The 11,372-nt window shown below is 71.3% G+C and carries 12 protein-coding genes; 5 read left to right on the forward strand and 7 right to left on the reverse strand.

Annotation, left to right across the window (positions count from 1 at the left end):
* Positions 1 to 165: 165 nt before the first annotated feature.
* Positions 166 to 1,311 carry an FAD-dependent monooxygenase gene (locus tag ACFOYY_RS07365; RefSeq protein ID WP_386188818.1) on the reverse strand — a complete coding sequence of 382 codons (1,146 nt, stop codon included), beginning with the start codon at positions 1,309 to 1,311 and terminating at the stop codon, positions 166 to 168.
* 58 nt (positions 1,312 to 1,369) lie between these two features.
* Here ACFOYY_RS07365 and ACFOYY_RS07370 point away from each other — a divergent pair, with 58 nt between their 5' ends.
* Entirely contained in the window at positions 1,370 to 1,957 is a 588-nt protein-coding gene (locus ACFOYY_RS07370) for a TetR/AcrR family transcriptional regulator (protein WP_386188820.1), read from the forward strand.
* Between the two features lie 155 nt (positions 1,958 to 2,112).
* Here the strand turns inward: ACFOYY_RS07370 and ACFOYY_RS07375 are convergent, their stop codons facing one another.
* Positions 2,113 to 2,760 carry a TetR/AcrR family transcriptional regulator gene (locus ACFOYY_RS07375; RefSeq protein WP_386188822.1) on the reverse strand — a complete coding sequence of 216 codons (648 nt, stop codon included), beginning with the start codon at positions 2,758 to 2,760 and terminating at the stop codon, positions 2,113 to 2,115.
* 157 nt (positions 2,761 to 2,917) lie between these two features.
* Between ACFOYY_RS07375 and ACFOYY_RS07380 the strand changes: the two genes are divergently transcribed.
* Positions 2,918 to 3,934 (forward strand): NAD(P)-dependent alcohol dehydrogenase, encoded by a 1,017-nt coding sequence (locus ACFOYY_RS07380; RefSeq protein WP_386188824.1) that lies wholly within the window; start codon positions 2,918 to 2,920, stop codon positions 3,932 to 3,934.
* A 97-nt stretch (positions 3,935 to 4,031) separates the two neighbouring features.
* A complete protein-coding gene (locus ACFOYY_RS07385; RefSeq protein WP_386188826.1) occupies positions 4,032 to 4,520 on the forward strand; it encodes a DUF6326 family protein in 489 nt (162 codons plus the stop codon).
* Positions 4,521 to 4,744: 224 nt separating this feature from the next.
* Here ACFOYY_RS07385 and ACFOYY_RS07390 read toward each other — a convergent pair whose 3' ends face one another.
* From ACFOYY_RS07390 to ACFOYY_RS07400, 3 genes are read right to left on the reverse strand one after another with little or no spacing between them, the layout of a single operon-like run.
* Complete coding sequence (locus tag ACFOYY_RS07390; protein ID WP_386188828.1) at positions 4,745 to 5,509, reverse strand: ABC transporter permease; 765 nt, start codon at positions 5,507 to 5,509, stop codon at positions 4,745 to 4,747.
* A 43-nt stretch (positions 5,510 to 5,552) separates the two neighbouring features.
* Positions 5,553 to 7,130, reverse strand: a complete 1,578-nt coding sequence (locus tag ACFOYY_RS07395) for an ABC transporter permease subunit (RefSeq protein ID WP_386188830.1) — start codon at positions 7,128 to 7,130, stop codon at positions 5,553 to 5,555.
* On the reverse strand, positions 7,127 to 8,044 hold the full coding sequence (locus ACFOYY_RS07400; RefSeq protein ID WP_386188832.1) for an ATP-binding cassette domain-containing protein: 918 nt from the start codon (positions 8,042 to 8,044) through the stop codon (positions 7,127 to 7,129). The genes ACFOYY_RS07395 and ACFOYY_RS07400 overlap by 4 nt, the downstream gene beginning before the upstream one ends.
* An 87-nt stretch (positions 8,045 to 8,131) precedes the next feature.
* On the opposite strand from ACFOYY_RS07400, the gene ACFOYY_RS07405 reads away from it, so the two are divergent.
* Both ACFOYY_RS07405 and ACFOYY_RS07410 read left to right on the forward strand, forming a co-directional pair.
* The gene (locus tag ACFOYY_RS07405) at positions 8,132 to 9,337 is read left to right on the forward strand and encodes a sensor histidine kinase (protein WP_386188834.1); all 1,206 of its coding nucleotides are present in this window, start codon (positions 8,132 to 8,134) and stop codon (positions 9,335 to 9,337) included.
* Positions 9,334 to 10,020, forward strand: coding sequence for a response regulator transcription factor (locus tag ACFOYY_RS07410; RefSeq protein WP_362781515.1), 687 nt, complete (start codon positions 9,334 to 9,336; stop codon positions 10,018 to 10,020). Before ACFOYY_RS07405 ends, ACFOYY_RS07410 begins: the two co-directional genes overlap by 4 nt.
* Before the next feature lie 460 nt (positions 10,021 to 10,480).
* Here ACFOYY_RS07410 and ACFOYY_RS07415 read toward each other — a convergent pair whose 3' ends face one another.
* Both ACFOYY_RS07415 and ACFOYY_RS07420 read right to left on the reverse strand, forming a co-directional pair.
* A complete protein-coding gene (locus ACFOYY_RS07415; protein ID WP_352011268.1) occupies positions 10,481 to 10,702 on the reverse strand; it encodes a BldC family transcriptional regulator in 222 nt (73 codons plus the stop codon).
* 49 nt (positions 10,703 to 10,751) lie between these two features.
* Positions 10,752 to 10,937, reverse strand: a complete 186-nt coding sequence (locus ACFOYY_RS07420) for a hypothetical protein (protein WP_362911369.1) — start codon at positions 10,935 to 10,937, stop codon at positions 10,752 to 10,754.
* Positions 10,938 to 11,372: the final 435 nt, after the last annotated feature.

The raw sequence follows: 11,372 nt of genomic DNA on the forward strand, positions 1-11,372 counted from the left end.
GAATCTCTTCGGCGATGGTGCGAACGGATTGGATGAACACCCCCGGTCCGCTCCGGGGTGTCTTTCCGCCGTATTCGTGCGACACCCCGTGGAGACAAGGCCCGGAGTCACACCGGCGCGGGAGGACCGGAACGCACAGCCCGTCGAATGTTCCGAGTCCCGGTTTCAGACGCGCCAGAGGGCGGCGAGCTGCCGGGTGGCCAGCCGGGACGGTACCGCGCGCAACAGGGCGTCACGCAGCGACGCGGCGAGGCCGGTCCGGGAGGTCAACCATGACTGCCGGGACGCCGCCCGCATCATGCGGTTGGCGCCGGGCCTGCGCTCGGCGTCGTAACGCAGGAGCCGCCGGGCGGCGTCCGCCGGTTCCGCGCCGGTCAGGTGGCGGGTCAGCGCGGCGGCGTCCTCGAAGGCCTGGCTGGCCCCCTGGCCGAGGTCGGGCGGCATGGCGTGCGCGGCGTCGCCGAGGAAGGCGACCCTGCCGACCGCGAACGAGGGCAGGGGCGCGGCCAGGCGGGCGATCGGGTCGACGTAGATGTCGGCGGGCGAGGTGGCCTCGATCAGCGTCGCGACGAGGGGATGCCAGTCGGCCGTCAGGGACAGCATCCACCGGCGCGCCTCCGCCGCGTCCGGCGGCGTGCCGTACAGGACGGAGTCGGTGAACCAGTACAGGAGGTCCTCGCCGACGGGGTACAGGCCGAACATCGCCCCGGTGCGGCGGTCGACCAGCTGGCTGGTGAGCAGGTCCGTCACCAGACCGGGCGGGCGGGGCAGCATGCCGCGCAGATCCATCCGGCCGGTCCGCCGCAGCCCGGGGTGGCCGGGGAAGAGCTGAGCCCGCAGCCTGCTGCCGATGCCGTCGGCGGCGATCACGACGTCCGCCCTGGCGACGGGCTCACCGTCGGCGATCACGGTCACCCCGGTGGAGTCGGGTTCCAGACGCTCGACCGGGGTGGAGGTTCGCACCCGCTCGGCGGGGAGCGGGGCGCGTAGCGCCCGGTGCAGACGCGCCCGGTCGATGATGACGGGAATCCCGATCCGCTCCCGCACCTGGGCCACGTCGGTGATCAGCAGCGGCCGTCCGTGCCGGTCGCGCAGCCCTCCACGGCCTTCACGCATGACGTGCCCACGGATGTCCTCGGCCAGCCCCAGCGTGTCCAGTGCCCGGAGCCCGTTGGGCATGACCACGATCCCGGTCCCCGCCTCCCTGAGCTCGGCGCCGCGTTCGAAGAGCGTCACCTCATGGCCCAGGCGATGCAGCCCGACCGCGGCCGCCACTCCTCCAAGCCCGGCGCCGACCACCACGATCCTCATGGAACCTCCTCGATTCACTACGATCGTACTAGTACGCCTACTGGTATAGCGTGGCCGTATGCCGCCCACCAATCCGGCCCGTCGCCGCGCCCTGACCGATGCCGCCATCGCGCTGCTGGCGTCGTCGGGCGTGCACGGGCTGACCCACCGCGCGGTGGAGAAGGAGGCGGACCTTCCGCCGGGAACCGCCTCCAACTACTTCCGTGACCGGGAGACGCTGCTGGTGGCCGCCGCGGAGCGCGTCGTCGAGCTGCACCACACAGACACCGGCCAGGCCACCGACCAGGCCACCGACCGGCCCGCGACGCTGGACGACCTGCTGACCGAGTCGCTGTTCACGGCGGCGACCACACTGCGCGACCGCTATCTGGCGATCTTCGAGCTCCAGCTGGAGTCCGTACGCCGCCCGGCGCTCGCCTCGGCCCTCGCGGGCCTGGGGGAGGCGGCGGTGCGGATCACCGCAGGGCAGCACGACAAACTCGGTCTCACCCTCCCCCGCGAGAAGATTCCCACCCTGATCGCGCTCTACGGGGGCGCGCTGTTCACCCTGGTCACCGCACCACCGGAGACCGTCGACCGGGACGTCGTCCAGACCCTGGTCAGGACCATCCTGAACGGCTGCGCCTCGCGGGAGGAGAAAACCTGAGGCCTGCCACCGGCGCCGCGGATCGGCGGCCCGCCCTCCAAACCGCCCACGGGATCGCCCGGCGATTTCCCGGCACCTTCTTGGCGACGTCCCGGCCGGTCGTGGTGGCGGGGACGCTACAAAGCCACTCACCTAACGGCATCACGGATGGGGGCTCACTGAGGCACTCGCAGGGGCTCAAGGGCGGCCAGGACGAGGTCGAGGCCGAAGACGAACTCCTTCGCCGGGTCGAAGCCGGCGGCGACGAGCGCTGCGGCGGACTCGTTGAGGTAGGGGAACTCGTCAGGAGGAAGCTGGGGTAGGTAGGCGTCCTCGATCACGTCCGCGAGCTCGTCGGCGGTGCCGAACGGCAGGCTGGCCGCCTGCAGGGCGAAGCCGTAGACATAGCTGTCGAGCAACCAGTTGGCGTGCGTCGCCATCAAGGCCGAGAAGCCGGCCCTCCGCAGGCAGGCGGTGACCGCCTCGTGGTGGCGGAGGGTCGCGGGCCCTGGCGACGTCCGCGACTCCATCAGGCCGTTCGCCCACGGGTGGCGTGCGAGAACCTGTTGGGCGGACACCGCCCGCCGTCGTATCGCCGACTGCCAGTCGGTCCCTTCGGGCGGGAGCTCGATCTCCTCGAACACGACGTCGATCATGGCGTCCAGCAGCTCTTCCTTGCTCGCCACGTAGTGATACAGCGACATCGCGCCCGCGCCGAGCGTGCCGGCCAGCCGGCGCATGCTCAGCCCGTCGACCCCCTCGCGGTCGGCGAGCCGGATCGCCTCCTCCACCACCCGCTGCTTGCTCAGCCCCGCGTCGGACACGACCCGCCTTTGTTCCCTCGCAGCCAACGGGTCTCCTCGCTCGCTCGTACGGCTTGACAGTCGTACAGCGTACGTCCATAGTACGGTGTACGTGTTCGTACGGTGTACGACGTACGGTGTACGAAACAGCGGGCGTCGCGGCTCGGAGGAGGCTTCTGTGGGGACTGAACGAATGCCGGAGGCGAGTCCGGCCGGGGCGGCGACGATGCGGGCCGCCGTCCAGCACCGCTACGGCCCGCCCTCCGTGCTCGTGATGGCCGAGGTCGGGCTACCGCTGCCCGGTCGAGGCGATGTGCTCGTCCAGGTGGGCGCGACCGCAGTACATCCTGGCGACTACTTCGTCATGACCGGTGAGCCGTACGTGGTGCGTCTGGTGTTCGGGCTCCGCCGGCCGCGTCACGGCATCCCTGGCAGGGACCTCGCCGGTGTGGTGGCGGCGGTCGGGAAGGACGTCACCGCTCTCCGACCCGGCGACAAGGTGTTCGGCTGGAGCACCACGGGAACGCTCGCGGAGTACGCCCGCGTCCCGGCGGACCACCTCGTGTCCGTGCCCGCCAACCTGTCGGACGTGGACGCGGCGGCGGTGCCCACGTCCGGCATGACGGCATTGCAGGCGTTGCGCGACATCGCGAACGTTCGACCGGGCCAGGCGGTGCTGATCACGGGCGCGTCGGGCGGCGTGGGCTCCTTCGCCGTACAGATCGCCAAGGCGTTCGGCGCCGAGGTGACGGGGGTGTGCAGCACCCGCAACGTCGACCTGGTCCGGTCGCTCGGCGCCGACCACGTCGTCGACTACACCGAGACCGACTTCACCCGCACCGGGAAGCGCTACGACGTCATCCTCGACAACGTGGAAGCCCAGCCCCTGGCGGCTGTCCGCCGAGCGCTGACGCCCACCGGCACCCTCATCCCCAACAGCGGACGCGGCGGCCGCCGGATCGGCCCCCTCGGCCGGATCGTCAAAGCGCGCGTGCTGTCCGGGTTCACCCGTCAGCGGCTGAGGCCCTTCACGTCGGTCGGGAAGCGCCAGGACCTGCTCACCCTGGCCGACCTGCTCGCGACCGGGCAGGTCACGCCCGTCATCGACCGCACCCACCCCCTCGACGAAGCAGCTGACGCCCTCCGCCACGTCGCGGCCGGCCACACCCGAGGGAAGGTCGTCGTCACCGTCTGACGACCGGACCGGCGAGAACGACCCGACCCGTGCGTGTGCACGCCCGAACCTGCCGCCGCTCCGGCGCAGGGGACCGCTCCTCCCGAAAGAAGAACCGGTGACCATCCGAACGAAAACCCCGGACCTGCTCGACGACCCCCCGGTCCCCGTTCAGGCCAAGCTCGCCGCCGCATGGGCCGGCTTCATGTTCCTCTACATCTACGTCGACTACTTCCACCTCTACAAGCCCGGCGTCATCGACGGCGTCCGCGCCGGCGTCGTCTTCGAGTTCGACGTCAGCCCGACGTTGTTGACCGTGATGCTCGCGTCCGTAGCGATCCCGGCCCTGATGGTGATGCTCTCCATGACGCTGCCCGCCCGGGTGAACCGCGCCACGAACCTCGTCGTCGCGTCGCTCTACATCCCCTACTCGGTGTTCAACGCGGTAGGGGAGTCCTGGGACTGGGCCTTCTTCTATGGCCTCTCCATCGGAATCGAGGTACTGCTCCTGGCCTTCGTCCTGCGCTCCGCCTGGACATGGCCTCGGACCCCCGCCGTTCCGGCCGGTCCCGCGACGACCGGCCTTCGGCAGGACGTTCGACGGTAGGTATCCGTGTAAGGCCCTACGGCGTGAAGCCCGTAGGCCGAACGATGGCCGACCGGCCGCGACGACGAAGGGGGCATCAGCTCGCCTGACGCGCTCTCAGGCGTTCATGCCCCTGACGTCGTGGTCAGGGAGTCGAGCATCGTTGATGTCGGTTTCCCGGTAGCGGCGTCGGTCGCCGGGTCCGCGCCGAAGGGGGTCCCGGACTGCTTCACCCACGCCGGCGGCTACGCGTCGCGCATCCGTAGGAGCAGCCCGCCGCCCAGGAGCGCCGCGGCGGCCCACGCGGCGAGGACGCCCAGGCCGGCCCATGGGCTGAGAGGAAGGCTGGACAGGTGGGTGGTGGCCTGGATGGCGAGCCCGGCATTCATCGGGGAGATCTGCCACAGAAGCCGCTGCCAGTCATCGTCGGCGACCATGAGGATGAGGGCGGGGAAGAGGTAGAGCAGGCCGAGCACGACCCCGATGGCGGTGGCGGAGTCCCGTACGGCGGTGGCGACGCCCAGGCTGAACAGGGCGACCAGCGCCAGATAGAGGACCGAACCGACGGCGGCGCGCACCATGGGACCGCTGGTGAGAAGGAGCATGTCGGCGGGGAAGCCGTTGGCGAGCAGGATGCGCCGCGTGGCCAGCGCGGAGGCGAGCACGGCGACACTTCCGGCGATCAGGGTCAAGCCGACCAGAATGATCGCCTTCGCGGCCAGGACGCCGACCCGGCGCGGCATGGCGGTCAGAGTGAGGTGGATCATGCCGGTGCCGTACTCGCCGGTGATCGCCGACACGGCCAGGATGGCGACGACCGCCTGGCTCACCTGGACCCCGAAAAGACCGATCTTGGCGGGGTCGTAGCCGCAGCCTTCCGAGGCGCAGGACACGACGGCGGAGGCCGCGACGCTGACGGCGACGGTCAGCACCACGATCGCGAGCAGCAGCCAGCCGGTGCCGGCCAGGGTACGGAGTTTCGTCCACTCCGCATGCAGGTGCTCTCTCATGCGCTCCTCCCGCGACGCGGGAAGAGGTCCCGACGGGGACGTCTCATGCGTCCCTCCGGCGGAGTCGAAGGACGGCCAAGCCGAGGGCGAGCGCCGTATAACCGGCCAGCACGGCCAGACCGGCCCACGGCGGCAGCGGGTAGAACCCGGCGATGGGCGCGTAGTGGCCGAGCACGTGCGCGTACTGCGGGACGCTCTGCTGCGTGGCGAAGCCGGCCGCCGGGGTGAGGCGCAGCAGCCACTGCGCCGCGCTGTCGGGCAGGACCGAGGTGGTGGCGAGGACGTGCGGGACCACGATCACCGTGATCGCGGTGACGACCGCCGCGACGCTGCGCCGCAGCAGCGCGCCGAGGGCGAGGGCGAGCACGGCGGCCAGCGCGAACAGCGCCGCCATGCCGACCACGATGCGCACCTGGGTGAACAGGGACACCGGGAGGACGGCGTTGCCGTTGCCGCGCAGGATCCGCCCGCCGACCGTGAACGTGATCGCACCGGCGGGCAGCGCGGCGGCGAAGGTGACCAGGCCGAGCGCCAGCGCCTTGGCCGCCAGCGTCCGGCCGCGGCGCGGGCCGGCCAGCAGGGTGACGCGGATCAGGCCGTGCCGGTACTCGGCGGTGACGAACATGACCGCCACCACGATCACCAGGATCAGCCCGGTCAGCGCACCGCTGAGGGGACGTTCCGCGGTCGGGCCCTCGATGGTCGGCGCGATGTCGCCGACGCCGGTGACGGAGAAGGTGCCACCGGACTGGCCGGCGCGGCCCGGGTGGTGCTCGACCCCGTCGGGACCGACGGTGACGCCGATGTCGTCGTCGCGCCACGCGCCGGACGTGCTGCCCTCCAGCCTGACCTGGTCGAACTCACCGGTGGCTTCGGTGAAGCGGGCCGCCGCGACGGACCCGCCGAGATCCCCCTGCGTGACCGTCAGATCCCCGGGGGAGGCCGCGAACAACCCGATCTGTACGGTCTGCGGTAGTCCGGCCAGGGTCGCGGTGCCGATCCGCGTCCAGTCCGTGCCGTCGACGGACTCGTATCCGGTGAGGGTGTCGCCGGAGCGGGTCAGCCGGAGCCAGCGCGGCGACTGCCGGGAGACGCCGCCCGCCCGGCCGGCCACGTCGTGGGTGAAGTTGTGCTGCATCCGCACCCCGTGCCCGCCGGTCATCATCACCGCCGCGTAGGCGGAGCCCTGCCTGGTGCTCTCCTTGATCATGACTCCGGCCTTCGCCCACGGCACGAGGCCGGGAACCACGTTGCGCCGCCCCGGGGTGACATCGGGCTTGCGGATCTGGCCGGTCATGGAGGTGAGGCGGACGGTGATGCCGCCGTCCCCCACCAGCGGCCGGTGCACGAAATAGAACTTGTCGTCCACCGCCTCGCCGCCCGGACCCACCAGGGGCGGAGGACAGGCGACCTCGACCGGACCGGCGCCGCACGAGGCGTGGCCGCTGGACGCGGACAGCAACCCGAGCAGCACGGTGACCAGTGCCGCTGCCGTCAGGGCGACCACCCAGCCGCGCACCGTCCTGAACTTGGTCCACTCGGCGCGCAGCGACCGCCCGAACCCTCCGCGTCCGGCCCCCGGTTCCGCGTGGTGTGAGGAACGGCGCGGAATGGCGCTCATCGTGCCGCTCCCCGGTATTCGACCGCGTCGGCGGTGAGGTCCATATAGGCCTGCTCCAGCGTCACCCGGTACGTCGCCACCTCGGAGAACGGCACCGCGTCGGCGTTGAGTACGGCCACGACGTGCTCCGACGACAGCCCGGAGACGACGATCGTGTCGTGGTCGGTGACGGCCGTGGTGGCGCCGGCGTGACCCAGCGCGGACATCGCCGCCGAACGCGCCGCCGTCCGCAGTGTGACCCGGCCTCGGGAGGCGGTCGTGATGAGATCGGCCACGCTGGTGTCGGCGATGACGCGGCCCTTGCCCACCACCACGAGATGGTCGGCGGTGTCCTCCAGTTCGCTCATCAGATGGCTGGACACCAGCACGGTCCGCCCTTCGCCGGCCAGTGACCGCAGGAGGCCGCGCATCCACACGACGCCCTCGGGATCAAGGCCGTTGACCGGCTCGTCCAGCATGAGCACCGGCGGGTCCCCGAGCAGCGCGGCCGCGATACCGAGCCGCTGGCGCATGCCCAGCGAGAAGCCGCCCGCCCTGCGCCGGGCGGCGGACCGCATGCCCACCTGTTGGAGCACCTCATCGACCCGCCTGCCGTCCAGGCCCTGGGAGTGGGCCAGCCACAGCAGATGGTTGCGCGCGGTACGGCTCGGCTGCAGCGCCCCGGCATCCAGCAGCGCTCCGACGTGGGTGAGCGGGTCGCGCAGGCCGACGTACGGCCGTCCGCCGATCAGCGCCTGACCCTCCTCGGCCGCGTCCAGGCCGAGGATCACCCGCATCGTGGTGGACTTGCCCGCCCCGTTGGGGCCGACGAACCCGGTGACCCGGCCGGGCAGCACGGTGAACGACATGCCGTCCAGCGCGAGGGTCGGGCCGAACCGTTTGCGCAGCCCGCTGACTTCGATGGTTGCCTGCATGCGACCGGTTGTACGGACCCGGCCCTAACACGGGCCGAACAGAGGCTGTCACACCGCTGTTAGGTCCGGTACGGCATCCTGGAACCCATGCGAATCTGGCGACGGCCGGCGCGCACCGTACGACTGCGCTTCACCGTCTTGTACGGTGCCATGTTCCTGCTGTCCGCCGTCGGACTGCTGGTCATCACCAACCTCGTGGGCCTCGGAGGGACGCGGGTCAGCCGATCCGCACCCCCTGGGACCCCGCCGGTCGAGCCGACCACGCTCGCCGCCGCCACCGAACGCATCGCATGGCTCCAGACCCAGCTGTCGGACACCCACGCGGCCCAGTCACGCCAGTTCCTGATCGGCTCGGCGCTGGCGCTCGCGGTCATGGCCGTGGTGTCGCTCGTCCTGGGCCGCCTCATCGCCGGCAGGGTACTGCGCCCGCTACGGATGATCACCGCGGCCACCCGCCGCATCTCCGCCGACAACCTGCACGAGCGGCTGGCCGCCCAGGGCCCGGCCGACGAAGTCAAAGATCTTGCCGACACCATCGACGACCTGCTGGAACGGCTGGAGAACTCATTCGCCGCACAACGCCGGTTCGTCGCCAACGCCTCCCACGAACTCCGCACCCCGCTGGCCACCATGCGCGCGTCCCTGGACGTGGCCCTGGCCAAGCCGGAGCCCGTACCGGCGCAGACCGCCGCGCTGGCCGACCGGCTCCGCACCGAGCTCGACCAGGTCGACCGGCTGCTCGAAGGTTTCCTCATGCTCGCCCGCGCCCAGCACGGCGCCCTGACTGACCGCACCACGCTCTCACTCCACCAGCTGGCGACCGCCGCCCTGCACGCCCGGACCGCCGACATCGCCACCAACAACCTCACCGTCCGCTCCCCCGCCGCCGCCGACACCCCGGGCACCGTGCACGACAGCGCGTGGACACAGGGAAACAGGACGCTCATCACCCGCATGATCGACAACGTCATCGACAACGCCATCACCCACAACCACGAAGGCGGCTCGATCCTCCTCGCCACCACCACCGACGGCGCAACGGCTCGGCTCGTCGTCGAGACCGGCGGACGCGTCCTCGACCAGCGACAGGTCGACCGACTGGCTCAGCCCTTCCAGCGACTCGGCGCCGACCGCACCCACTCCGGCGACGGCTCCGGGCTCGGCCTTTCGATCGTCGCAGCCGTCGCCGCCGCGCACGGCGGCACCCTCGACCTGCGGGCCCGGCCGGAAGGCGGTCTCCGCGTCGTCATCTCGCTGCCGGCGGCGGCCGTACCGGCGGAGGTCGCGGCGTGAGGGTGCTCGTGGTGGAGGACGCGCGCTCCCTCGCCGCCGTACTCGTCGAAGGTCTGAGCGATCAGGGCATGGCCGTGGACGTCGCCCACGACGGCCTGGAGGCCGCAGCCAAGCTCGACCTCAACGCCTACGACGTGGTCGTCCTCGACCGCGACCTGCCGGGTATCCACGGCGACACCCTCTGCCGGATGATCACTGAACACGACGACCGTGTCATGGTCCTGATGCTGACCGCGGCCGACGAGCCCGGAGACCGGGTCACCGGCCTGACCCTGGGAGCCGACGACTACCTGACCAAGCCCTTCCACTTCCCCGAGCTGGTGCTGCGCATCCGCTCCCTGGCCCGCCGCCGTCCCACCGCCCAGCCCCGTACGCTGCGCGCGGCCGGCATCGAGCTCGACCCGCTGCGCCGCACCGCCACCCGCGACGGCCGCCACCTGGATCTGTCGGTCAAAGAGTTCGCCCTGCTCGAAGCCCTCCTCCGCGCCGCTCCCGCGTTCCTCAGTGCCGAGGACCTGCTCGAACAGGTGTGGGACGAGCACGCCAACCCCCTGACCAACACCGTCACGGTCACCGTCGGCCGCCTGCGCCGCAAACTCGGCGACCCCCCGGCCATCACCACCACGCCCAGGGTGGGATACCGGATCACGGCCCACGATCTCCGGGAAGACCCCGTCATCTGACCACCCGGCCGGCGCGGGAGAACCGGAGACAGGTGGCTCCTCCTCCACCGACACCCTGTACGGCGGCGGGGGCGGCGGGTCGAGCCTCGGCCCTGCCGGATCCACCTTCACCGTCGGTGTCCGCCAGGGCGACGGCGAACTGACCCTCACCTACGACACCGAGTCGTGTGGCGTCCCGCCCGCGCCGGAGCCGTGCCCCGACAAGAAGCCCGGGCCCTCGAACGACAACGGCGACGTAAGCGGCGGCGCAGGCGGCGCCGGTGGACGGTCCAGGACCGACTCCGACCGTCCCGACCGTCCCGGCCTTCCCGGCAGGGACACTCAGGGACGCACCGGCGGAAACGGTGGTGGTGGCGGCTCCGCCCGTACCACGTAGGGGTGACGCTCGACGGTCAGACGCGGAACCTCGCCACTCGCCTGTGGCCCGCCGTGGCCGCCACCGTCCGGCTGCGGCGCGCTTTCACGAGGCGTCGAGGAGTGCCCTGATGTCGCTTTCTCGGTAGCGGCGTTGCCTGCTGGGTGTCCTGACCGAGGGAATCTTCCCGGTGAGCGCCCACCGGTTCACGGTCTTGGGGTCCACGCCGAAGATCCGAGCCACTTCTCCGGGGGTGAGAAGTCGTTCGGTGGTGTCGGGCCCGGTGACGAAGGTGCCGTCGGGGGCGACGGCCTTGAGGGGGGACATAAGGCTCTCCTTCAGTGGCGGAGGGTGTGCAGGATCTGGTTGTGGTGGGTCAGCGCATGGACCAGGCGGTGCGGGGTCGTACGGCCCAGCACGTCCCGGGCCCCGGCCCCACGCTGGTCAGGGCGTAGCGGATGGCCCACCATCGGGGCAGGCCGGGCAGGTCGTGTCGCTCGTACCGCCAACCGGGGTGGGTGCTGATGAGCAGGCTGATCAGACGTCGCTCGTCGTCGGTCATGGCCACCCTGGTTCGGAGGGTGGACAGGAACACATGTCGTTCAGGCCGGGGCTTTCGCTCGGGGAGGGGTCCCGCTCGCTCGAACCATGAAGTCCAGGCGTCTTCGTTCGGCGCGGGCTTTCGAGGGCCTTCGCCCGGGCCACGGGGTCCGGGTTCGGGCCGTGAGTTCAGGGGTCCTCGTCCAGGCCGGGAGCCCGGGTCGTGAGACCCAGGATCCGACCGCTCAAGCCATGGGTCCGGGGTCTTCGTTCGGTTTGCGAGGTCCGGAATGCAGGGCCTTTCGTGGGACGGGTGCTTTCAGAGGCGGGTGCCCGGCCCCGAGCCGGGGAGCACTTGGCCGGGCACCCTGGAGGAGGACCAGCCCCAGGACACAGGGCCGGTGCACCAGACGGCTCCCCTTCCCCAGCACGCCCGGAACGTGCACGGAAACCGCCT

Source organism: Streptosporangium jomthongense (assembly GCF_042650425.1).
Lineage (GTDB): Bacteria > Actinomycetota > Actinomycetes > Streptosporangiales > Streptosporangiaceae > Streptosporangium.

Excerpts from the sequence above, each read along its gene's own strand:
- ACFOYY_RS07365 (WP_386188818.1), bottom strand. The coding sequence starts at position 1,311 with ATGAGGATCGTGGTGGTCGGCGCCGGGCTTGGAGGAGTGGCGGCCGCG.
- ACFOYY_RS07370 (WP_386188820.1), top strand. The coding sequence starts at position 1,370 with ATGCCGCCCACCAATCCGGCCCGTCGCCGCGCCCTGACCGATGCCGCC.
- ACFOYY_RS07390 (WP_386188828.1), bottom strand. The coding sequence starts at position 5,509 with ATGAGAGAGCACCTGCATGCGGAGTGGACGAAACTCCGTACCCTGGCC.
- ACFOYY_RS07395 (WP_386188830.1), bottom strand. The coding sequence starts at position 7,130 with ATGAGCGCCATTCCGCGCCGTTCCTCACACCACGCGGAACCGGGGGCC.
- ACFOYY_RS07400 (WP_386188832.1), bottom strand. The coding sequence starts at position 8,044 with ATGCAGGCAACCATCGAAGTCAGCGGGCTGCGCAAACGGTTCGGCCCG.
- ACFOYY_RS07405 (WP_386188834.1), top strand. The coding sequence starts at position 8,132 with ATGCGAATCTGGCGACGGCCGGCGCGCACCGTACGACTGCGCTTCACC.
- ACFOYY_RS07415 (WP_352011268.1), bottom strand. The coding sequence starts at position 10,702 with ATGTCCCCCCTCAAGGCCGTCGCCCCCGACGGCACCTTCGTCACCGGG.
- ACFOYY_RS07420 (WP_362911369.1), bottom strand. The coding sequence starts at position 10,937 with ATGACCGACGACGAGCGACGTCTGATCAGCCTGCTCATCAGCACCCAC.